Annotated in this window: 22 protein-coding genes and 1 pseudogene; 20 read left to right on the top strand and 3 right to left on the bottom strand. The window is 40.8% G+C overall.

Annotation, left to right across the window (positions count from 1 at the left end):
• Positions 1 to 52 precede the first annotated feature (52 nt).
• Positions 53 to 682: a YfbR-like 5'-deoxynucleotidase gene (locus BBI08_RS14415; RefSeq protein WP_065528255.1), complete on the bottom strand. Its 630-nt coding sequence runs from the start codon at positions 680 to 682 to the stop codon at positions 53 to 55.
• Between the two features lie 163 nt (positions 683 to 845).
• Here BBI08_RS14415 and BBI08_RS14410 point away from each other — a divergent pair, with 163 nt between their 5' ends.
• The 3 genes from BBI08_RS14410 (at position 846) to BBI08_RS14400 (ending at position 3,379) form a co-directional block, all read left to right on the top strand.
• A complete protein-coding gene (locus BBI08_RS14410) occupies positions 846 to 1,322 on the top strand; it encodes a metal-dependent hydrolase (RefSeq protein ID WP_008498451.1) in 477 nt (158 codons plus the stop codon).
• A 60-nt stretch (positions 1,323 to 1,382) separates the two neighbouring features.
• A complete protein-coding gene (locus tag BBI08_RS14405) occupies positions 1,383 to 1,571 on the top strand; it encodes a hypothetical protein (RefSeq protein ID WP_008498452.1) in 189 nt (62 codons plus the stop codon).
• Between the two features lie 161 nt (positions 1,572 to 1,732).
• Positions 1,733 to 3,379 (top strand): SLC13 family permease, encoded by a 1,647-nt coding sequence (locus tag BBI08_RS14400; protein ID WP_065528254.1) that lies wholly within the window; start codon positions 1,733 to 1,735, stop codon positions 3,377 to 3,379.
• A 26-nt stretch (positions 3,380 to 3,405) separates the two neighbouring features.
• Here the strand turns inward: BBI08_RS14400 and BBI08_RS14395 are convergent, their stop codons facing one another.
• Together BBI08_RS14395 and BBI08_RS14390 are read right to left on the bottom strand one after the other, a co-directional pair.
• Positions 3,406 to 4,605 (bottom strand): MFS transporter, encoded by a 1,200-nt coding sequence (locus tag BBI08_RS14395; protein ID WP_008498456.1) that lies wholly within the window; start codon positions 4,603 to 4,605, stop codon positions 3,406 to 3,408.
• Positions 4,606 to 4,732: 127 nt separating this feature from the next.
• Positions 4,733 to 5,164, bottom strand: a complete 432-nt coding sequence (locus tag BBI08_RS14390) for a hypothetical protein (protein ID WP_008498457.1) — start codon at positions 5,162 to 5,164, stop codon at positions 4,733 to 4,735.
• Positions 5,165 to 5,475: 311 nt separating this feature from the next.
• On the opposite strand from BBI08_RS14390, the gene BBI08_RS14385 reads away from it, so the two are divergent.
• The 17 genes and pseudogenes from BBI08_RS14385 to BBI08_RS14300 all read left to right on the top strand — a co-directional run bounded on the left by BBI08_RS14385 (position 5,476) and on the right by BBI08_RS14300 (position 21,194).
• Positions 5,476 to 6,174 carry an SOS response-associated peptidase gene (locus tag BBI08_RS14385; RefSeq protein WP_040851000.1) on the top strand — a complete coding sequence of 233 codons (699 nt, stop codon included), beginning with the start codon at positions 5,476 to 5,478 and terminating at the stop codon, positions 6,172 to 6,174.
• A 21-nt stretch (positions 6,175 to 6,195) separates the two neighbouring features.
• Positions 6,196 to 7,044 (top strand): patatin-like phospholipase family protein, encoded by an 849-nt coding sequence (locus BBI08_RS14380; protein ID WP_008498460.1) that lies wholly within the window; start codon positions 6,196 to 6,198, stop codon positions 7,042 to 7,044.
• Between the two features lie 56 nt (positions 7,045 to 7,100).
• Positions 7,101 to 7,547, top strand: a complete 447-nt coding sequence (locus BBI08_RS14375) for a GNAT family N-acetyltransferase (RefSeq protein ID WP_008498461.1) — start codon at positions 7,101 to 7,103, stop codon at positions 7,545 to 7,547.
• Positions 7,548 to 7,584: 37 nt separating this feature from the next.
• Positions 7,585 to 8,034 (top strand): Lrp/AsnC family transcriptional regulator, encoded by a 450-nt coding sequence (locus BBI08_RS14370; protein WP_008498462.1) that lies wholly within the window; start codon positions 7,585 to 7,587, stop codon positions 8,032 to 8,034.
• 268 nt (positions 8,035 to 8,302) lie between these two features.
• Positions 8,303 to 9,244 carry an ABC transporter permease gene (locus tag BBI08_RS14365; RefSeq protein ID WP_040851001.1) on the top strand — a complete coding sequence of 314 codons (942 nt, stop codon included), beginning with the start codon at positions 8,303 to 8,305 and terminating at the stop codon, positions 9,242 to 9,244.
• Positions 9,245 to 9,260: 16 nt separating this feature from the next.
• Positions 9,261 to 10,148: an ABC transporter permease gene (locus tag BBI08_RS14360; protein ID WP_008498464.1), complete on the top strand. Its 888-nt coding sequence runs from the start codon at positions 9,261 to 9,263 to the stop codon at positions 10,146 to 10,148.
• Positions 10,149 to 10,169: 21 nt separating this feature from the next.
• Positions 10,170 to 11,723 (top strand): glutathione ABC transporter substrate-binding protein, encoded by a 1,554-nt coding sequence (locus tag BBI08_RS14355; protein ID WP_065528253.1) that lies wholly within the window; start codon positions 10,170 to 10,172, stop codon positions 11,721 to 11,723.
• Between the two features lie 7 nt (positions 11,724 to 11,730).
• Positions 11,731 to 12,747: an ABC transporter ATP-binding protein gene (locus BBI08_RS14350; RefSeq protein WP_008498469.1), complete on the top strand. Its 1,017-nt coding sequence runs from the start codon at positions 11,731 to 11,733 to the stop codon at positions 12,745 to 12,747.
• Positions 12,710 to 13,708, top strand: coding sequence for an ABC transporter ATP-binding protein (locus BBI08_RS14345; protein ID WP_008498470.1), 999 nt, complete (start codon positions 12,710 to 12,712; stop codon positions 13,706 to 13,708). Before BBI08_RS14350 ends, BBI08_RS14345 begins: the two co-directional genes overlap by 38 nt.
• A gap of 62 nt (positions 13,709 to 13,770) precedes the next feature.
• Positions 13,771 to 15,375, top strand: coding sequence for a gamma-glutamyltransferase family protein (locus BBI08_RS14340; RefSeq protein ID WP_008498471.1), 1,605 nt, complete (start codon positions 13,771 to 13,773; stop codon positions 15,373 to 15,375).
• Positions 15,376 to 15,401: 26 nt separating this feature from the next.
• Positions 15,402 to 15,968 (top strand): chromate transporter, encoded by a 567-nt coding sequence (locus tag BBI08_RS14335; protein WP_040851002.1) that lies wholly within the window; start codon positions 15,402 to 15,404, stop codon positions 15,966 to 15,968.
• On the top strand, positions 15,965 to 16,498 hold the full coding sequence (locus BBI08_RS14330) for a chromate transporter (RefSeq protein WP_065528252.1): 534 nt from the start codon (positions 15,965 to 15,967) through the stop codon (positions 16,496 to 16,498). The genes BBI08_RS14335 and BBI08_RS14330 overlap by 4 nt, the downstream gene beginning before the upstream one ends.
• A 579-nt stretch (positions 16,499 to 17,077) precedes the next feature.
• Positions 17,078 to 18,364: pseudogene (locus BBI08_RS14325) on the top strand (IS4 family transposase); the annotation flags it as partial.
• Between the two features lie 442 nt (positions 18,365 to 18,806).
• A complete protein-coding gene (locus tag BBI08_RS14315) occupies positions 18,807 to 19,289 on the top strand; it encodes an RrF2 family transcriptional regulator (RefSeq protein WP_065528250.1) in 483 nt (160 codons plus the stop codon).
• An 18-nt stretch (positions 19,290 to 19,307) separates the two neighbouring features.
• Positions 19,308 to 19,526, top strand: coding sequence for a DUF896 domain-containing protein (locus BBI08_RS14310; protein ID WP_065528249.1), 219 nt, complete (start codon positions 19,308 to 19,310; stop codon positions 19,524 to 19,526).
• 35 nt (positions 19,527 to 19,561) lie between these two features.
• On the top strand, positions 19,562 to 20,440 hold the full coding sequence (gene hslO, locus BBI08_RS14305) for an Hsp33 family molecular chaperone HslO (protein WP_065528248.1): 879 nt from the start codon (positions 19,562 to 19,564) through the stop codon (positions 20,438 to 20,440).
• 151 nt (positions 20,441 to 20,591) lie between these two features.
• Positions 20,592 to 21,194, top strand: a complete 603-nt coding sequence (locus BBI08_RS14300; protein ID WP_008496754.1) for an alpha/beta hydrolase — start codon at positions 20,592 to 20,594, stop codon at positions 21,192 to 21,194.
• Positions 21,195 to 21,219: the final 25 nt, after the last annotated feature.

Raw genomic sequence — 21,219 nt, 5'->3', positions numbered from 1 at the left:
AGTTGTTGATGTTAAATTTACCATAATTTTACCTCGAAATATAGAGTCAAGCTCAATGCTCGGCCATGATCTTACGTGTAAGCTCTTTTACATCGATGGCAGTGTCTTCATTAATGACATCATCAAGCATGATGTTTTTAAAATACTCGACACTTGCGGGCAAAGGAAGACCAAGCAATTTAGTTAAAGCAATTCGGTACATAACGACAAATTCTTTATCCGTATTGCCTCGTTTCAACTCTGCAAAAGCTTCATAAAATTGGTCTAGCTTATCCGCTAATTCTAGTAAACGACCTTCTACCGAGTTGTCTTTTCCTTCTTTCATGCGTTCAAAAAAAACGTCATGAAATTCTTCAGGGATTTCTCGGAGGATAAATTTTTCCATCATACCTTCTTCCACTTTTGCGATCATTTCTTTTAGTTCAGGAGAAGCGTATTTGACCGGTGTTTTAATATCGCCGATAAATACTTCTGCAAAATCATGATTTATAGTTTTTTCATATAAAGATTTCCAATCGATTTCTCGGCCAGCGCGTTCTTCAATTGTTGCAAAAAACATGGCGTACTGACTTACTTTCCACGAATGGGCTGCAACATTATGTTCTTCAAACTTGAACATTCCAGGTGCACGGATAATCCGTTCTAAATCGTTTAATGAAGTGAAGAAACGATGAATTCCCATAATGACGCCTCCTTTTATATTTCTTTGTGGAATATTCACTGTACAATAGAACCCATTGCTTAATAGAATTCTATATACACTGCCAATTTCCCTATCTTCAGCATACACGATTTTTAGTATAATAAAAATGAGCTCGATTCAAGTACGACAAAGGAGAAAAAGCATGACAGGTAAAACACATATTATTGGCGGTATAGCAGCAAGTCTTGCTTTTGCACAAGTTACGAATTATGATTCCATTCTTTTAGTAGGAGCAGGGGTAATCGGCGCGGTGATTCCTGATATTTGCCATAGCGGCAGTAAAATCGGGAGAACTTTGCCGGCATTATCAAAAACGATTAATGGCCTCTTTGGACACCGAACATTTACGCATAGTCTGCTGTTTCTAGCATTGACTGCTTTTATATTGGAGAGCTTTATGACAGTAGAAGCCATATCAGCAGGCTTGTTAATAGGGATGGCCAGTCATATTGTATTGGATATGGCAACCAAAAGAGGTGTGAAATTGTTCTTTCCATTCAAGTGGACAGTGCGCTTTCCTGTAACTGCGACTACTGGAGGCACTTCCGAATATTTGGTTTTCGTACTTCTTTCACTTCTGACTGTGTACTTTGGCTATGGAGTTTTTCTTCCGTTATAAGTGTTTTATTTTCTTTCTTAAGGGAAATGAAAATATAAATACTCGAAGGAGGAAAATTTTATGGCTAAAAATGATTTTTCAGAACATGCAAATCCAGAGAGCAGCCAAAGCCAGCCACAAGATGAAAAGTTTAAAAGCATCGACCAGCAAGCAAAAGACCGCGGGGAAAAGATGAGAGAAAAAGGAGCTCATAGCAATAAAGGGATTGGTGATGAAAACAACCCAATTGGTGAATCGGATGAGCGTTGAAAAATCGAGAAATAGCAAGTAAAAAGGCAGAGACTTTAAGTCTCTGCCTTTTTTAAAGAGATTAATAAATAAGACATTCTCCAACTTGTCTATAAAAGTGTAAACGGATACAATTAAGAAGGGAATTATTGGATAATATATTAATGAGATGGAGGGATAACATGATTTCTGCAACATGGAATTGGATGTGGGAAAAACATGATCAAGCAAAAGAGACATTTCGGTTATTTACAAATCCCGGAGCAGGCATGTCTGACAATCGAGATCGTGCTGAAGACGCTGGGTCGTACGATGAAAGCAAAAAAAAGCGGAGTTATAATGCACCGCAACTAATTGGTTTAATTTTAGGTCCAGTTCTTTTTATTTTAACTTTGCTGTTGTTTAATCCAGATGGACTAACACCTGAAGCAAAAGCAATACTGGCCAGTACGATCTGGATTGCCACTTGGTGGATTACAGAAGCAATTCCGATTCCTGCAACATCACTCTTGCCAATTATTCTTTTTCCGATGACGAATGGGCTTGATGTAAGCGCTACAACTTCAGCGTATGGAAGTGATACAATCTTTCTGTTCATGGGCGGTTTTATGATTGCTTTGACAATGGAAAAATGGGATTTACATAAGCGAATCGCCTTGACGATTATTTCTGTGATTGGTACGAATACGGAACGTATTATTCTTGGTTTTATGGTCGCGACAGGATTTCTGTCAATGTGGATTTCCAATACGGCTACGGCGATGATGATGGTGCCAATCGGTTTGGCCATTATTTATCAAGTGTCGGAGGCTTTAAAGTATAATACGTCGATCGATACTTCAAAAGAGAATTTCAGCTTTGGCAAAGCTTTGATGCTAGGGATTGCGTATTCTGCATCTCTTGGGGGAATTGCAACATTGATCGGAACACCTCCGAATACGTTACTCGCAGGTGCAGTTAATGAAATTTACGGCATTGAAATCACTTTTGCACAATGGATGCTATTTGGTGTACCATTAGCGTGGATTTTTATATTAGTTGCTTGGGTTTACCTAGTGAAAGTTGCTTATCCACAAAAGTTGAAACACTTGCCGGGCGGAAGCGAAGTAATACGCCAGCAAAAAACGGACTTAGGCGGAGCTTCTTATGAAGAAAAAGCAGTCTTTGTAGTCTTCTTAGCAGTAGCACTTGCTTGGATCAGCCGCTCATTTGTTCTGGATGCATTTGCGCCCAACTTAGAAATGACCGATGCAACGGTCGGTTTGATTGCTGCGATGGTATTATTTATTATTCCTTCTAAAAACAAAAAGGGCGATCACTTGCTAGACTGGGCAACAGCAGTCAAATTGCCTTGGGGTATTTTACTGCTGTTTGGTGGAGGACTAGCTATTGCTGCTGGATTTACAAGCTCCGGGTTGTCTGAGTGGATTGGCAATCAGTTGATTGGGCTTCAGGGCGTTAACGTTCTGATCATTGTGTTGGTTGTAGCTGCACTCGTGTTGTTCTTGACCGAAATTACTTCAAACACAGCTACGGCTTCGATGATGTTCCCGATCATGGCATCACTTGCAGTTGCTCTTAGCATTCATCCTTATGCATTGATGGTAACGGCAGCCGTTGCAGCATCTTGTGCATTTATGTTGCCAGTTGCAACACCACCAAATGCAGTCGTGTTTGGCTCTGGATATTTGAAGATTTCAGATATGGCCAAAGCGGGTTTTGCGCTAAATATCTTTGGTATTTTCTTTGTCGGACTTGCGGTATTCTACTTCTTACCGCTTGTTTGGGGGATAGATCTGATGTCGATTCCATCGGACTTTCTTAAATAAGTTTTAATCGACAGCAAAAAGCAGGCTCACCTCGGGGTAGAGCCTGCTTTTTTTCGGTAAAGAGTAATGGCCATAATATAAAGAAGGGGTAAAATTGCGCTAAATAGCACTAGACCAGTCCAACCGCCAGAAGTCCATAAAGGACTTAACAAAGAACTTCCCGCTGCAACGCCTATATAGTAAGACACCAAATAAAGGCTAGAGGCACTGCCTTTATGGTGAGTTGCTTGCTGGCTAACAGAAGCGGCAGTTAAAGAGTGAGCGGTGAAAAACCCGAGACAAGTGACACAAAGGCCAACAACAATTATCCATAGATAAGGACTAAGTGTCATGAAGATTCCAACAGATAAGATAAGTACACCTGCTAAACGGACATTGCGTAAGCCAAATTTTTCAGCGACTCGGCCAGCAATTGGTGATCCAATGACGCCGATTCCATAAGCAAAAAATAAATACGATATCGCTTGTAACGACATTGAATATGGAGGGGCTTCTAAATAAAAAGGCAAATACGTCCAAATACCGGTAAAGGAGACTTGCAAAATCGCACCAAGACCGAAGACAATAAGGAGTGCCGGATTCTTCAGGTGAAATAGAAAGCCTTCAATATCTTTTGCAAAACTTACTTGGCTAGAGGTGAAGTTTCGTGACGGTGGCAGCAAATAAACGACAATAGCGGACAATAAGAGTCCTGTTATCGCAAAAGCATAAAACGAGATCTGCCAAGAAAAGTGATCAGTAAGAAAGCCCGTTAAAAAACGTCCTAACATGCCACCAAGTGCATTGCTGGAAATATAAAGAGCCATAGCATAAGCTATATTTTTTCGATCGATTTCTTCACTAATATAAGCGAGAGCTGCAGCAGGGACGCCTGCTAGTGCAAAACCTTGGATAAAGCGAAGAAATAGCAAAACAGAAAACGAATCGGTTAGCGGAATAATAAAGAGCGGAATTGCTGATCCAAGCAAAGAATAAATGATATAAGGTTTTCTGCCATTGCGATCGGAAAAGAATCCAAGGATGATTAATCCAAGGATCAAGCCAATAACTGTGAGTGACAAAGACAAACTAGCTGTAGACACAGGAACTTGAAATTCCTTCACAAAGACAGGGAGAAGAGGCTGTACTGCATACATATTTGCAAAAATAAACAAAGAGGCAAAAAGAAGGCTAAAGATAATTTTCCAAAACTGCCGGTCTCGTACTGTATAACGTTGGGAATCCATAGGCCACATCCGATCGACAATCAACTATGAGTGAAGTTGTCTGTAATAATTATTATTTTACCATTGGTCATCTAATTTTTGGAAAACGAACAACAAAAAACCCGCATGCAGAGGCAGCGGGTTTTTTTTATAACTTATTGAAAAAAGAAAGAATTTGTTTTTTAGTCGGTTCTTGCAAACGGTAACGCAATTCTTTGTTTTGTGTGTTAACGATATGGTAGGCAGGATTTTCAGCAACAGTGAATTTCCAGTGAGGTTTTGTATTTTTCTTTTTAATTTGTAATTCAGGAAGCATCATTTTTTTCGTGAAGCTTTCCAATTTTGCCATTAAAAAGGTATCCATGTACCGTACAATCAAAAAGCCTTGTTGGCGTTCTGGATCGAACTTTGCCAAATTAAATTCACTGACGTCAAATCCCTTTTCATATCGCTGAACAGATGGGGATAACACAAAACAATCTTCATTCGTAAAAATTGTTGAGTTTCCTTGTTGTTTCAGCCCTAATTCTTCAACCAGAAAATCCTTGTTGACGAGACTCATTTCGCGTGCAGTAGCCATGTGATTCCTCCTAATATAAATCGTAGTTCTTCTATTATAACACTATTTCGCCGTTTAAGGGACCTTAACGAATTTTCCATAGATTTAGAGTGCGGAGAATATAAAAGCTTAAAGCTGTATATCTCACCAATTAAAGACAGAAAATGGACAATAGTAAGATAATGAAGCGGAGTTTGATAAGTAGGGTAAGATTTCTTTCGGAAAACAAGATATTTCTTAACACTAATGATGGTAAAGGGAATAACGAAGAAGAAGAAAGAATTTTCTGTTATATTTATAGTGACAACGAATTAGAGAAAGGAGTGGTTATGGTGTGTGGAAGGTACTCATTGTTTACAGATTACACAGTGTTAATCGAGCGTTTTAATATTGAAGAAGCAACACTAAGTAAAGATGAATATGCCGTAAGTTATAATATTGCCCCTTCTCAACAAGTAGTTGCGATTGTAAATGATGGCGATAAAAACCGGTTAGGTCAACTACGGTGGGGATTAATCCCTCCGTGGGCAAAAGATACGAAAATTGGTTACAAAATGATCAATGCCCGCTCGGAAACAGTAGCGGAAAAGCCTAGTTTTCGGAAAGCTTTTAAAAAGAAGCGCTGTTTAGTGGTGGCCGATTCTTTTTACGAATGGCAGCATAAAGACGGCGAAAAAATCCCGATGCGCATTAAGTTAAAGACTGGAGAGCCTTTCGCTTTTGCGGCACTCTGGGAATCATGGAAAGCCCCAGATGGCCAAATAGTAAATAGCTGCTCTATTTTGACGACAGCTCCCAATAAATTGATGGAATCAATTCATGATAGGATGCCGGTTATATTATCGAAAGCAGATGAAAAAACTTGGTTGGATCCGCGCGTAGAAGATGTTGAAACATTGAAAGCATTACTAAAACCTTATCAAGCTAAAGATATGGAGGCATATCGTGTTTCTCAAGAAGTAAATTCTCCAAAAAACAACAAGGTAGAATTGATAGAAAAGTTGGTTGAAATGAAGGAGTTGAGTATCTAACTAGCTGAAGGAGGGGGAAACATGAAAAGTGGACTCGTGCTAGAAGGCGGTGGCATGCGAGGTGTCTATACCGGCGGTGTTCTCGAAAAACTATTGGAAGAAAGTGTTTTTGTGGACTACGTGATTGGTGTCTCAGCAGGAGCCTGTCATGCCTCTTCTTACATTTCTAGACAAAATGGCCGGAATCGAGAAGTTACCATTGGTTATGTCAATCATCCAGAATACCTTTCGGTTAAAAATTTGCTAACAAAGCGTGAACTTTTTGGTATGGACTTAATCTTTGATAAAATCCCAAACAGCTTAGTGCCCTTTGATTATGATCGCTTTCATAACGCTACAGAAGAGTTTGTTGTAGGAGTAACAGATTGTTTAACAGGTGAAGCACTTTATTTTGAAAAACAAAGACGTCCAGAAGATGTGCTAACGATTGTTAGAGCTTCAAGTTCCTTGCCATTAATGGCACAACCAGTAGAATTCGAAGGGAGATTTTTAATGGATGGCAGTATTGCCGATCCGCTGCCTATTCGAAAAGCATTATCAGATGGAGTAACCAAACCTATTATTATTTTGACGAGAGAAAAAGGCTATCGTAAAAAAAGGAGTCGATTTGCTGGAATTATGCCAGCATTTGTTCGACAATATCCGGCTATCGCAAAGACTATGGAGAATCGGCATTTGTATTATAATGAAACAATGGAGTTTATCGAGCAAATGGAACGAGAAGGCTTAGCGATGGTCATTCGGCCAAAAGATTTATACAAGATTAAAGGGCTAGAGCGAAACCCAGTGAAATTAGAAACTCTTTACAACCAAGGCTATCAAGATGCTACAGATCGATTTGATGAGATATTTCGTTTTCTTCAGAACTAATTATTGTTAACGACTAGAATGGCATCATGGTAAAGTTAGTAAAGGGTGAACAATTTATGATTACTGTATTAAATCATCAAGATAAACAAATGGCTGAAAAGATTCAGCAAATTCAACAAGCTGCTTACCGTGTAGAAGCAGAGCTTATGGGTTTTTTTGGAATTCCGCAGCTTCATGAAACGATTCGCGAAATCCAAAACAGCACGGAGTTGTTTATTGGGTATAGCGAAGAGCAATTACAAGGGGTTCTATCGTATAAAGTAGAAGAAGGAATGATCGATATCCACCGACTAGTAGTCGACCCCGCTCATTTTCGGAAAGGAATAGGTAAGAAATTATTAAGTGAAGTGCTGAAAAAATATCGTGCGTATGACTTTAAAGTCAGTACTGGCTCAGCTAATCAGCCAGCGATTACTCTGTACAAGCTGTTCGGTTTTCAAGAGACGGGTGTGATTGAAGTAGCTCCCGGAATATACTGTACACAACTTTATTTGAATAACTAACAAACAAACTAATAAAATAAGAGCTTGAGGTGTATTTATGAAACTAGATGACATTGATCGAAAAATATTAGCATTATTAACGGGGAATGGTCGCATGTCGTATGTGGATATTGGCAAGGAGCTTAACTTGTCGCGAGTGGCCATTCGAGAAAGAGTGCATCAACTCACTGAAGCAGGAGTTATTGAAAGTTTTACAGTAGTCATTAACAGTGAAAAAGTAGGGAAAAAAGTATCTGGCTTTTTTGAAGTAGATTGCGAGCCCGCTTCACTGGTAAAAGTAGCTCAAGCTTTAGCTGATAACCCAAGCGTCGCCAGCTGCTACCAAATGACCGGACCATCGACACTTCATATGCATGTACTGGTTGATGATTTTATTGATCTTGAAAAATTTATTAACGAAGAAATGTATGCGCTAGAAGGCATTACAAGAGTAGAGAGTCATATTCTACTTCGTCGTTTCAAGAGCCGTACAGGGATGAAATTATAAAAGTCTACAGCTGAAAAGCTGTGGGCTTTTATTTTTTTGTGTAAATATAATCGAAAATAAATTAGTGGTAGTTTGAAATGTACAAAAAGTTAGACGGAATAGAGGAAATGGAACTTTGTGTAAGTGAAATGATGAAAAATTCATACTTTTGTAAAAAGAGTGTATCTTTTTTAAAATATATCCTCTATAATCAAAATTATCAAAAAATAATCACTTGGTAAGCTAAAATGAATAAATGCTTAACAAATGATTTTAGGGGGGTGTATTGTTGATATCTTTAATCATACGTCGAGCTTTGCAATTACTATTCTTGTTGGTAGGGATTTCTTTTCTTGTGTTTTCTTCGATGTATATCGCACCGGGAGACCCGGCGGCTGTTATTGGAGGGCCAACAGCGACCGAATCAGATATTACTGCGATTCGAGACAATTTGGGGTTAAATGATCCTTTCCTTACACAATATGCAAGGTACGTAGGAAATGCTGTACAAGGTGACTTTGGTTATTCATACCAGACTAGTCAACCAGTTGCTGATGCCATTATGATCCGGTTTCCTAATACGTTGAAGTTAGCCATTGCCAGTATGATAGTTGCTGTGATTCTTGGAGTTATTACAGGATTGGTTTCGGCATTAAAACAAAATTCGCTTTTAGATGTCTCGGCAACTACGTTTGCACTTGCAGGGATTTCCATTCCGAATTTTTGGCTCGGGGCATTATTGATTTTAGTGTTCTCTGTTAACCTTCAATGGCTCCCTGTAGGCGGGATGTCGAATCCATTTTATACAATTGACGGTATCAAAGAATTAATATTACCGGCAATTACGCTAGGAACCGGATCAGCGGCTATGATTGCCCGAATGACTCGTTCCTCGATGTTAGAAGTAATTCGCGCTGATTACGTTCGAACTGCGCGTGCAAAAGGTGTGAAAGAAAAAAATGTCATTTGGATTCATACATTGAAAAATGCCATGATCCCGATCATTACGGTAATTGGTTTGAACTTCGGACTATTACTAGGTGGCACGATTATTACAGAAAAAGTATTTGCGATTAATGGCGTTGGCCGATTAATGATTGATGCTATTGCTGCTCGAGACTTTCCAATGGTACAAGGTTCAGTCTTACTTGTTGCCACGTTATTTGTACTAGTCAATTTAATCGTGGATATCGTTTATACGTACATAGATCCACGCATCAAGTATGAATAGAGAGGAGGAGAAGCTAATGACAACAGCCGAAACACTCGAGCTAAAGCCGAAGAAAAGGGAAAAATATTATGTGACGACGCTCAAACGTTTGTTTAAGAACAAGTTAGCCGTTATTGGACTAGTGATTGTAATTCTTCAAATTTTAATTGCGATATTTGCGCCTTTTATTACGATTCATGATCCAATCAGGCAAAACTTGGCGAATAGTGAAATGCCAGTTTTTAGTGAAGGGCATTGGTTGGGAACAGACAATTACGGACGTGATGTTTGGAGTCGAATCGTTTACGGTGCAAGGATTTCCCTTGTTGTAGGGAGTGTAGCTGTTACGTTAGGGCTTGTGGGAGGAATTATTTTAGGAATGCTGGCAGGCTATTATCGTAAATTAGATGCCATTATTATGCGTTTTGTGGACTTGCTGTTTTCGTTCCCAGGCATCTTGCTCGCTATGTTAATCATAGCGATTCTTGGCACGAGCTTAGTAAATGTAGCAATCGCTATCAGCATTTGGTCCATTCCGACATGTGCTCGAATTGTAAGAGGGTCTGTTTTGTCTATAAAAGAAAAGGAATACATCATGGCCATGCGATCAATGGGTGCATCTGATTTGCGCATCATGGTTCGACACATTTTACCAAACGTTTCGGCACCGATTATCGTATTCGCTACTATGCGAATGGCGACAGCAATCTTATCGACAGCTGCTCTCAGTTATTTAGGGCTCGGTGCTCAGCCGCCCACTCCTGAATGGGGAGCAATGATTTCACAGGGACAAGATTTCATGTGGTCTTCACCACATTTGACGATCGTTCCCGGAATTGCAATTATGTTGACGGTTTTTGCTTTTAACGTACTCGGAGATGGACTTCGAGATGCGCTTGATCCGAATATGGATTTACAACAATAAAACATATAGGGGGATTTTTAAATGAATAAAAAATGGTTGTTTTTATTAACGTTGCTTGGCTTGCTTATCTTAGGAGCGTGTTCGGAAAGTACAATTCCTGAAGGGACAGAAAGCGGAGGAAGTTCCAGTTCTTCTGAAGCAGGAGACCAAGGAATTATTTATGCTTCGACAACAGACGCTGTAGGATTGTCTCCAACCATGACGAATGATTCAGTGTCTTCAAGTGTCATGTCTCAGATCTATGAAAACTTATTTGAGCGTAATCCAGAAACAATGGAGATTGAACCAAAACTTGCAGAATCCTATGAAAACCCTGATGAACTCACATGGGTGATTAAGTTGAAAGAAGGAATCGAATTTCAAGATGGCACGCCTTTCAATGCAGAAGCAGTAAAATACACATTTGAAAAACTAATTGACCCAGCGACTGCAGCACCGCGTGCATCGTTACTAGAACCAATTGATACAGTAACGGCAGTTGATGAAACAACAGTCGAAATAAAAACAAAATACCCATACGGACCTTTGTTGGCAGCTTTGTCTCATTCAAATGCGGCAATCATTTCCCCAACAGCTGACGAAGCACAAGATTTGATGCAAAATCCAGTAGGTACAGGACCATTTAAATTTGAAAGCTGGAGCCAAGGTGATCAAGTAGTATTAGTGAAAAATGAAGACTATTGGGATGGTGCACCAACACTTGATAAAGTGACGTATAAAGTTGTTCCTGAAGTGTCAACGGCAATTTCTATGTTGCAAACGGGTGAAGTAAACTTCATTGATGCGTTGCCTTCGGAACAACTATCACGTGTGGAATCATTAGAAAATATTGAAGTAACGAAAAAAGATGGTACACCTGTATACTACCTAACATTTAACCACTCACAAGAACGTAACGAAAATCCAGATTTCCGAAAAGCGGTAGCAAGCGCAATCAACCGGGATGCCTTTGTTGAAAAATTAAATGGACTCGGCGTAAGAAGTAACAGCGTTCTCGGGCCTCAAGTTTTCGGTTACGATGAGTCAGCTGACGAAGCAGGAACTGCATACGATCCAGAAGCAGCTAAGCAATTGGTAGAAGAAAATGGGTTTGGTGACGAGCCAATCAAATTACTAGCGGCTAACCGAGATAATTTTATTCTTATGGCAGAAATCGTTCAAGCACAATTAACAGAAGCTGGATTTAATGTGGAAATTGAAACAATGGAATGGGCAACATTCCTTGATACAGCAAGAGCGGGAGAATATGACTTAACTTTCTTAAGCTGGTCTAACGTAACAAGCGACGGCTCTGAGATGCTTTACCCTAATTTCCACTCAGATAATGTAGGAGCTTCAAACCGAGCGCAATACAGCAATCCGGAGTTTGACAAACTGGTTGAAGCATCACGTACAACCGTAGACCAAGATGAACGTAAAAAATATTTAGATCAAGCGAACCAATTGATGTTAGATGAAGATGCGGTCGTTGTGATGTATCACGGCGTCGTGACGGCAGCTACAGATAAATCGATTAAAGGTCTTGAACTAGATCCGAATGGCCAATGGTTCTTACAAAATGTAACAAGAGAGTAGGGAAAGTATGGCAGAGACATTACTTGAAGTGAAAAATCTAGTAACCTCTTTTCGTACAGGAGAAGGTTCATTGCAAGCGGTGAGAGATGTCTCTTTTCATGTAGATAAAGGAGAAACTTTGTGTATCGTTGGAGAATCAGGTTGTGGAAAAAGTATCACTTCTTTATCTGTAATGAGACTCCTTCCTTCTAATGGTTCGATTGAAAATGGAGAGATTTTATTAAATGGAGAGTCTCTTCAAAAGCTTTCACCTGAGAAAATGCGACGCATTCGAGGTAATAAGATGTCGATGATTTTTCAGGAACCTATGACTGCTTTGAATCCGGTACTGACCATCGGTTATCAATTGCGGGAACCTTTGCTTTTACATCATAAATTATCTAAAAAAGAAGCGAGTATACAAAGCATTGAATTGCTTAGGCAAGTAGGTATTCCCAATCCTGATAAACGGTTAAACCAATATCCCCACGAGTTAAGTGGAGGAATGAGGCAACGTGTCATGATTGCTATGGCACTTGCTTGCCACCCGAGCTTGTTAATAGCGGATGAACCCACAACTGCTTTAGACGTGACAATTCAAGCTCAAATTTTAGACTTGATCAAAGATTTAAAAGACAAATTGGATATGGGTGTTTTGATGATTACGCATGACATGGGCGTTGTCGCAGAAGTAGCCGACCGAGTTATGGTCATGTATGCAGGTAAAAAAATTGAAGAGGGACCTGTGCGTGAAATTTTTGAGAATCCTCAACATCCCTATACAATTGGGTTGTTAAATTCTGTACCAAATGTAGACGATCCCGAATTTGAGTTAGAACCGATTCCTGGAAATATGCCTGGTCTAAATGATGAGATATCCGGCTGTCGCTTCCATCCACGCTGCAAGTTTGCAATGGATAAATGCAAAACAGACGTTCCTCCAGAATTTCGTGCAGGAAAAGGGCATTATGCGAGCTGCTGGCTAGCTGATAAGGAGGCTGAAACGGTTGACAACAATCCAAGAAAAATCACCCTTAAAGTCTGATATACTCTTAGAGTTAAATAGCGTAAAAAAATACTTTCCAATTAAAGGTGGCTTGTTAAAACGAGTTACTGGAAATGTGAAAGCAGTGGAATCTGTTTCTTTAAAGCTCTATAAAGGGGAGAGTCTTGGAGTAGTTGGAGAATCAGGGTGTGGTAAATCTACGCTTGGCAGAACGATTTTAGGGCTCGAAGAATTGACGGATGGAAAAATTTATTTTAATGAGCAGGAAATTCAAGATTTAAAACGAAAAGAGAAGAAGAAGTTTGTTAAAGAAATGCAAATGATTTTCCAGGATCCTTATGCATCTTTAAATCCGAGGCAACGGGTGGGACATGCGTTAGATGAAGTTTTTAAAATGCATACGGATATGTCGTTAAAAGAAAGAAGAGATTCGGTAGAAGACTTACTAAAAGAAGTGGGCTTGAAACCTGAACATTATGATCGCTATCCACATGAATTTAGCGGTGGTCAACGTCAACGAATTGGAATTGCGCGGGCAATCGCGTTAAATCCTCAGTTTATTATTTGTGACGAAGCTGTATCTGCGTTAGATGTTTCGGTTCAAGCACAAATTTTAAAACTGTTGAAGACATTGCAGGAAAAGTATAATCTTTCGTATTTATTTATCTCACATGATTTGGGCGTGGTACGCTATTTTTGTGACCGTGTACTCGTAATGTATTTAGGGAATACTGTAGAGATGAGTACGGTTTCTGAAATTTTCAACAAACCGCTTCATCCTTATACGCAAGCATTATTGTCTGCGATCCCGAGACCGACAGTGAATGCTAAGAAAGAACGTGTACGTTTAGTTGGAGATATGCCAAATCCTGCAAATCCGCCTTCGGGCTGTGCTTTTCATACGAGATGCCCTATCGCACAAGAGATTTGCAAAGTGGATCGACCCGCATTTATCGAACACGAAAAAGATCATTTTGCAGCTTGCCATTTTGCCGGATAACGAAAAAGCCGAATGCGGAAGCTTTTCCGCATTCGGCTTTTATACTGACAGGAGGAATTGTAATGGATTATTTGCACAACCCGTTTGCAGCACAAAGGCAAACCGTATTTTCAAAAAAAGGAATGGTGGCGACGTCGCAACCATTAGCAGCACAAGCTGGGATTGAAGTGATGCAAAATGGCGGGAACGCCATTGATGCGGCGATTGCCACTGCTGCGGCATTAACCGTAGTTGAACCTACTTCAAACGGCATTGGCGGAGATGCGTTTGCTTTAGTATGGGTCAAGGACAAGCTGCACGGCTTGAACAGCTCTGGTCCTGCGCCAAAAAGTATTTCTCCAGAAGCAGTTAAAGCGCTTGGCTTTGAAAAAATGCCAACACACGGATTAGTACCAGTGACAGTTCCAGGAGTGCCAGCTGCTTGGGCTGAGCTATCGAAGAAATTCGGTAAGTTATCACTTGCAGAAGCCTTGAAGCCTGCGATTCGTTATGCCGAGGAAGGCTATCCGTTAACACCAGTTCTCGGGAAGTATTGGCAAGCAGCTTATGCCAAATACAAAGATTCATTTACAAGTGAAGAATATCAAGGGTGGTTTGATACATTTGCACCAAATGGTCGAGCACCTGAAATTGGTGAGATGTGGTCTTCTCCTGGTCATGCTAAAACATTAATTGAAATCGGACAAACCGATGCACGTTCTTTTTATGAAGGTGCCATTGCAGATAAAATTGATCGCTTTATGAAAAAACACGAAGGATTTTTAGCAAAAGAAGATTTAGAGGCATTTGAACCACAATGGGTAGAGCCGGTTTCAACCGATTACCGAGGCTATAAAGTTTGGGAGATTCCACCGAACGGACAAGGCATGGTCGCATTAATGGCCTTAAACATTTTCAAAGAACTCAACCAACCTAAATGGCAATCTGCGGAAACGTATCATGAGCAAATTGAAGCGATGAAACTCGCGTTTACAGATGGCAAAGCGTTTATTACAGAACCAGAAAACATGCCTGTCAGCACAGAGCACTTGCTCTCAGAAGAATACGCCGCAGCGCGTGCCAAGACCATTGGGGAAATTGCATCTGACCCAGAACCATATGAATTGCCAAAAGGCGGAACTGTTTATTTATCAGCAGCAGATGAAGAAGGCAATATGATTTCTTATATTCAAAGCAATTACATGGGCTTTGGTTCAGGAATTGTCATTCCAGGAACCGGCATTGGTCTGCAAAATCGTGGAGCGGACTTTTCATTAGATTCAGAGCATCCCAATGTATTAGCTGGAGGAAAACGAACATTCCATACGATTATTCCAGGATTCCTAACAAAAGACGGTAAAGCTGTTGGACCATTTGGTGTTATGGGTGGTTATATGCAGCCACAAGGGCATTTCCAAGTGGTTACTAACACCATCGATTATTTAATGAATCCACAAGCTGCGCTTGACGCTCCGAGATGGCAATGGATTGAAGGGAAAACGGTTCTAGTGGAGCCGGATTTCCCGAATTATTTAGCACAGGCGTTAACTCGAAAAGGTCATCAAATTCAAGTAGCGACAGATGGTGGAAGTTTTGGGCGAGGTCAAATTATTTGGCGCAATCCTGAGACGGGTGTTTTAGCCGGAGGCACTGAATCGCGTACGGATGGTTCGGTGGCTGTTTGGTAGGCCTCAAGAAAGTGGGGGAAGAGCAAATGGGAAGTTCTAAGCTGAAAATCAATAAAGACTTGTTTTTAGCATTTTTCCGTGTGGGTCTTCTTGGATTTGGCGGTGGACCTGCTGCGATTCCGCTTTTTCACCGTGAAGCCGTTGTCAATTATAAATGGATGACAGAAGATGAATTCGGAGATACTTTAGCTTTAGGAAATACAATGCCAGGACCTATTGCCACTAAAATGGCAGGTTATATTGGTTATCGTGTGAACGGTGTGATTGGCTGTATTGTTGCACTTATTGCTACAGTTGTTCCTACGGTTATCTTAATGATTATCTTATTGGGTATTTTACAAAAATATAAAAATCTCGAATGGGTCAATAGCATGTCTGCGGCTGTAGTACCAGTTGTAGGAGTTATGCTTGCTATTATGACATGGGACTTTTTCCAGAAGTCAGGCAAGTCTTTAGGTATGGGTCGCGCCATAGCGTTTACAGCGATTGCTGTTGTCTTACTAGAATTATTAAATATTCATCCAGCGATTGTCATTTTAGGAATCTTAATCGTTTCGTTAACTACCTTCAAAAAAGGAGGCAGATCTAAATGATTTACTGGTACCTCTTTTTAGCATTTTTTATTCCAGGTATATTGGGGTACGGAGGTGGACCGGCTTCGATTCCGCTTGTAGAAAAAGAAGTGGTGGATCGTTACAGCTGGATGACAACGCAAGAATTTGGAGAAGTGCTTGCGTTAGGAAATGCTTTGCCAGGTCCAATTGCGACCAAAATGGCAGGCTATATCGGTTATGCAGAAGGTGGAATACTTGGAGCAAGTGTAGCTTTATTTGCCTCCGTAGCGCCGTCTCTTATTTTAATGGTGTTATTAATGGTGACGCTTTTAAAATACAAGGATTCCCCAAAAGTAAAAAACATCACCAAACTGGTTCGCCCGGTTATTGCAGTATTACTTGGTGCAATGACACTTCAGTTTTTTATGACCTCTATCGATAGCTCCGGCACGATACAAACGATTGTATTAGTTGTTCTCAGCTATTGGTTATTGGAAATTAGAAAAGTACATCCGGCACTCGTTATTTTAATGGCGCTCGTTTACGGTGCAGTATCGGGTATTGTGTAAACCAATACAGTGAATATATGAATAGTCCTGAAGAAAAAGCCATCCGTCATCGGATGGCTTTTTCTTCAGACTGTAGACAAAGTCTTATTAAACTGAATAGTGATGCATACTCTTCAACCGGGCTGGCCACTTCGCTTTCCGTGGGCTCAGCTTCAGTCTCCTCGTCACTGAAAACCCATGCTTCTGCATCGCTGCGCTAGCTTCGTCGCAAAAGCTTGTCCTCGCAGGCTTCGGCCAATGCTATTTCTGCGGGGCCTTCAGCTTTCGTCGCTGCGCTGCTCCCACAGGAGGCTTCGTGGCCAACCCGATTGAAGGCTTCTCGCTATAAACAAAGTGAGATTCTTTAGTACGCTTAACTATAAAAGTAAAGTATTAAAAGATCTTTACTACTCACTCCAAGATTCGGAGCACCAAGTGGCGACCATGCGCGTCAACTTAAGAAATATCAGGTGATTAGCCTCCTTTAATTGATGGTAAAGAAGAATACCATCAATTAAAGGAGGCGTTTTTTTATGAAACGGAACCATGCAACTTACCATCTGACGCGATTGTTCCAGTTTCTATCACCCAGGAAACCTTGAAGCTCTCGCTAAAGCAACTCAATTTGTCCAGAGAAAACGGAAGTTGACTGTCAGTTCTTTTATGAAGCTCCTGTTTTCATCTCCCGGAACTCTCAGTGACCATTCCTTATCCGAACTCTGTTCGGACTTGGCTATTCATCAGGTCCCGCTATCCAAAGAGGCATTGAACAAGCGTTTGAATGAACACACGGTTCTTTTTTTACAAGAGGTGTTTTTTGCCTTGTTTGAGCTCCAAAAAAGCTTGCCCCTACCGGGCATTCAATTGGCAACCACGCTTCCCTTCAATCGCATCCGGATACTGGATGGCACAACAGTCGCGCTTTCGTCTAATTGCCAGAGCGACTATCCTAGTTCGGTGGGGGCAGGCGTCAAATTTCAAGTTGAAGTTGACTACCTCACCGGTCAGTTTCAGTATGTGAAGATTCAACCCGCAAAAGCTGCAGATTGTCCAGCTGGTCGCGAGCGGTTGGCCACGATACGGAAGGGGGACTTGTTTTTACAAGACCTTGGGTATTATCAATACACCACGTTTGAACAAATCAATGAGGAACATGCTTTTTATGTTAGCCGAGCCCGGACCGATACGATGTTTTATATCGACCATCCAACGCCTCGCTACCACCCAAATGGAAAAATGGTGGAAAGGTCTGCATATGAGCAACTTTTTATAAAAGAAGAAATGAAGACACTTCACCCAGGAGAAATACGCAATTACCCACGGGTCTATCTGGGCAGGCATAAGAAGTTGCCCTGTCGTCTCGTGCTCTATCGAATGACAGCGGCCGAACAGCGACGCCAAGCCTATCGAGTGAAACGCCGTGACCAGACCAAACACGGTACCATTAAACAAAAATCGCTAGATTTAGTGGGCGTATCCATGTTAGTGACGAACCTTCCAGACAAGGTTCCCACAGAAGAAATCGTTGCGCTCTACCGGTATCGTTGGCAAATCGAACTCCTCTTTCGCTCCTGGAAGAGCAACCTGAAACTGGATCAGTTTCGCCGCATGAAACAAGCTCGTTGGGAATGTCATATCTATGCAGAATTGATCCTTTTACTTCTCAGTACGTTGGTTGCCTATCAATTACGGGTCCGTTTCTGGAAAGAGCGGCATTTTGTGTTAAGCGAACAGATTGCCATCCACGAAATTTCCAAAAAAATAGGGATGCATTGGCGCATCCGTGACGGAACGGATTGGCAATGTATCCATCAAAAAATCGAGCTAACCCTGAACGCCATTGGTCGGAAGAAAGTCTGGAAACCCGGTCCGATCAACTGGCTATAGGCCTAAAAGACAGATAGACACTCAAAATTTGGGGAAATGAGAATGTTTATTTGTCGCGCCCTCAAGTTCAGCGTTATTAGTCATACTATCCCCCGTTCGAAAAAAGATAAAACCTCTTTTGAACGAAGGATAGAAAAGGTGTGAAATTTTCACTTACTCGGAAATATAGCTTTAAGAAACAGCTTAAGTTGACGCGCATGCAAGTGGCGACTCCTGCGGAAAAACGAAGGGCTGAGACCCCGCAGGAGCTTGCGACGAGGAGGCTCAGCGCTGAGTCCGCGGAAAGCGTCCACTGGGTGCGGAGAATCCTATATGCATACAAAAAATGAGTAACTATTCTTTTTGTCATCTCTGTAAGCAAAGGTATTTACTTTTAATTCGAGATGGTATATTGTAGATAACGAGGATAGTTATTGTCCGTAATTGAAAGAGGGTGATTTGGGTGCATATGAAACCAGGTGTAGAGCAATCGGTATATGCAGTGTTGTTATTGAATATGCTTCCGGAGAAAGCAGTTCTTCCAGGTGAAGCAATTAGTCAGCAGTTAGGAACTTCTCCAACATATTTTCAGAAATTATTAAGAAAACTGGTCAGTGCAGGCTTGATCACATCTGTACCAGGAGTCAAAGGCGGATTTAAACTTAAAAAAAAACCAGAAGATATTAATGTATTTGATATATATGTGGCCATTGAAGGTCAGCAATCGCTTTATTCATCGAGCGGGGTATTGAGTGATTTATTGGAACTCGAAGAACCTGAACGTTGCTGTTTATTGACAGAGTTAATGGTAGAAGCTGAAAGCGCATGGCGCTCTCGTATGGAACAAGAAACAATCGAATCTCTTTCACAAAAGATGAAAGAACAGAGATTTCAAAAGAAAGCGACCGAATTAGCCGATTGGCTAGAACAAAAACTAGTCACTTAACAGAAAAGAGGAATTAGGATGATAGATATTTTACCGCGTATTAACCAATTAGCACATAAAGCACGTCAAGAAGGACTGACAAATGCCGAAACAGTAGAGCGCCAAGTATTACGCGAAGATTATTTACGCGCAATTCGTGGACAAGTTGAGTCGACTGTTACGAGCATGAAAGTCATTGACCCACTTGGGGATGATGTTACACCTGACAAAGTACGAATGAAAAAACAAGCAATCTAAACATAGGAAGCTCAAATAGAGAAGGGAAGAACGATATGAACGATTATTTAGTAAGAGCTTTAGCTTATGATGGACAAGTGCGCGCTTACGCCGCACGTACAACAGAAACAGTTGCCGAAGCGCAACGACGCCATTACACATGGCCAACTGCCTCTGCGGCATTAGGCAGATCAATGACAGCAAGCGTCATGTTAGGCGCGATGATGAAAGGCGAAGAAAAATTAACCATCCGTATAAATGGGGGTGGCCCTATCGGCACCATTTTAGTAGATGCGAATGCTAAAGGGGAAGTTCGAGGATATGTAAGCAATCCGTTAACTCACTTTGATTTAAATGAACAGGGCAAATTAGATGTTAGAAGAGCAGTTGGTACAGAAGGAACTTTAGCGGTTTCAAAAGACATTGGATTGCTACAACCGTTTGTTGGACAAGTTCCTATAGTGTCAGGTGAATTAGGTGATGATTTTACGCATTATATTACGACATCTGAACAAATACCGTCTTCTGTGGGCGTAGGTGTTATTGTGAATCCGGATAATACGATTCAAGCTTCGGGTGGATTTATCATTCAATTATTGCCTGGCACGGAAGAAAGTATCATTGAAGACATTGAAGCTCGTCTAAAAGTGATTCCGACGATTTCGAATATGGTACGCCAAGGATTGACACCTGAAGATATTTTAGCCGAAGTATTAGGCGCAGGTAATGTTAAAGTATTAGACGAAATACCGGTTAAGTTTCAATGTCAATGTTCAAGAGATCGTATTTCGAATGCAATCCAAGGACTTGGAGCAGCGGAAATCGAAGATATGATTGTGACAGATGGTAAAGCAGAAGCACAATGCCATTTCTGCAATGAAAACTATTTATTCTCTAAAGAAAATCTACAAGATATGTTGAAAACAGAGGCATAATAAGCGCAAAAGGATCATGGCTTAGGTGCTGTGGTCCTTTTTTATTGGAAGCGAAAAAGATATGTGTTAGTATTATCTTTAATTCGAGATAAGTTTATGGGAGATTAAATAGGGAATTAAACAAAAAACGAAATTTGGAGGTAATTGACGAATGAAACATCTTTTTCAAAAAGGGACGAATTCAGCAAAACCTACTTTTCTTATGCTACATGGAACAGGTGGAAACGAAACAGATTTGTTAGCAATCGCTGCCCATATTGATCCCGAGGCTTCTGTGCTGAGCGTTCGCGGAAACGTATCAGAAAATGGGATGTCCCGCTTTTTCAAGCGGTTATCAGAAGGCGTTTTTGATATGGAAGATTTGAAGATGCGTACAGGGGAGCTGTATGAATACATCGGACAAGCTGCTAAAGAATATGATTTTGATCGTAATAATGTGATTGCAATTGGATACTCGAATGGTGCGAATATCGCTGCTAATTTGTTGTTCACATATTCAGATTCATTAAAAGGAGCAATTTTGCACCATCCAATGGTTCCAAATCGGGATACTGATTTACCTGATTTAACAAACATTCCAGTATTTATTACGGCCGGCACGAACGACCCAATATGTCCTGCAGAAGAATCAACCGACCTGGAAAAACTACTAGCAGGAGCTGGTGCAAAAGTTCAATTGCACTGGGAAGATTTTGGACATCAACTAACAATGCCTGAAGTAGAAGCGGCAAAAGAATGGTACGACAAGTTATAAAAGAAACCTTCCCTAAGTGATAGGG

This window comes from Planococcus halocryophilus (assembly GCF_001687585.2).
GTDB lineage: Bacteria > Bacillota > Bacilli > Bacillales_A > Planococcaceae > Planococcus > Planococcus halocryophilus.
Note: the sequence above shows the minus strand (reverse complement) of the source record. Positions and strands in the feature narration are given on the sequence as shown.

Coding starts and splice junctions, on each gene's coding strand:
- BBI08_RS14355 (WP_065528253.1), top strand. CDS start 10,170: ATGAATAAAAAATGGTTGTTTTTATTAACGTTGCTTGGCTTGCTTATC.
- BBI08_RS14390 (WP_008498457.1), bottom strand. CDS start 5,164: ATGGCTACTGCACGCGAAATGAGTCTCGTCAACAAGGATTTTCTGGTT.
- BBI08_RS14400 (WP_065528254.1), top strand. CDS start 1,733: ATGATTTCTGCAACATGGAATTGGATGTGGGAAAAACATGATCAAGCA.
- BBI08_RS14360 (WP_008498464.1), top strand. CDS start 9,261: ATGACAACAGCCGAAACACTCGAGCTAAAGCCGAAGAAAAGGGAAAAA.
- BBI08_RS14310 (WP_065528249.1), top strand. CDS start 19,308: ATGATAGATATTTTACCGCGTATTAACCAATTAGCACATAAAGCACGT.
- BBI08_RS14330 (WP_065528252.1), top strand. CDS start 15,965: ATGATTTACTGGTACCTCTTTTTAGCATTTTTTATTCCAGGTATATTG.
- BBI08_RS14340 (WP_008498471.1), top strand. CDS start 13,771: ATGGATTATTTGCACAACCCGTTTGCAGCACAAAGGCAAACCGTATTT.
- BBI08_RS14370 (WP_008498462.1), top strand. CDS start 7,585: ATGAAACTAGATGACATTGATCGAAAAATATTAGCATTATTAACGGGG.
- BBI08_RS14335 (WP_040851002.1), top strand. CDS start 15,402: ATGGGAAGTTCTAAGCTGAAAATCAATAAAGACTTGTTTTTAGCATTT.
- BBI08_RS14405 (WP_008498452.1), top strand. CDS start 1,383: ATGGCTAAAAATGATTTTTCAGAACATGCAAATCCAGAGAGCAGCCAA.
- BBI08_RS14350 (WP_008498469.1), top strand. CDS start 11,731: ATGGCAGAGACATTACTTGAAGTGAAAAATCTAGTAACCTCTTTTCGT.
- BBI08_RS14395 (WP_008498456.1), bottom strand. CDS start 4,605: ATGGATTCCCAACGTTATACAGTACGAGACCGGCAGTTTTGGAAAATT.
- BBI08_RS14300 (WP_008496754.1), top strand. CDS start 20,592: ATGAAACATCTTTTTCAAAAAGGGACGAATTCAGCAAAACCTACTTTT.
- hslO (WP_065528248.1), top strand. CDS start 19,562: ATGAACGATTATTTAGTAAGAGCTTTAGCTTATGATGGACAAGTGCGC.
- BBI08_RS14415 (WP_065528255.1), bottom strand. CDS start 682: ATGGGAATTCATCGTTTCTTCACTTCATTAAACGATTTAGAACGGATT.
- BBI08_RS14410 (WP_008498451.1), top strand. CDS start 846: ATGACAGGTAAAACACATATTATTGGCGGTATAGCAGCAAGTCTTGCT.
- BBI08_RS14375 (WP_008498461.1), top strand. CDS start 7,101: ATGATTACTGTATTAAATCATCAAGATAAACAAATGGCTGAAAAGATT.
- BBI08_RS14380 (WP_008498460.1), top strand. CDS start 6,196: ATGAAAAGTGGACTCGTGCTAGAAGGCGGTGGCATGCGAGGTGTCTAT.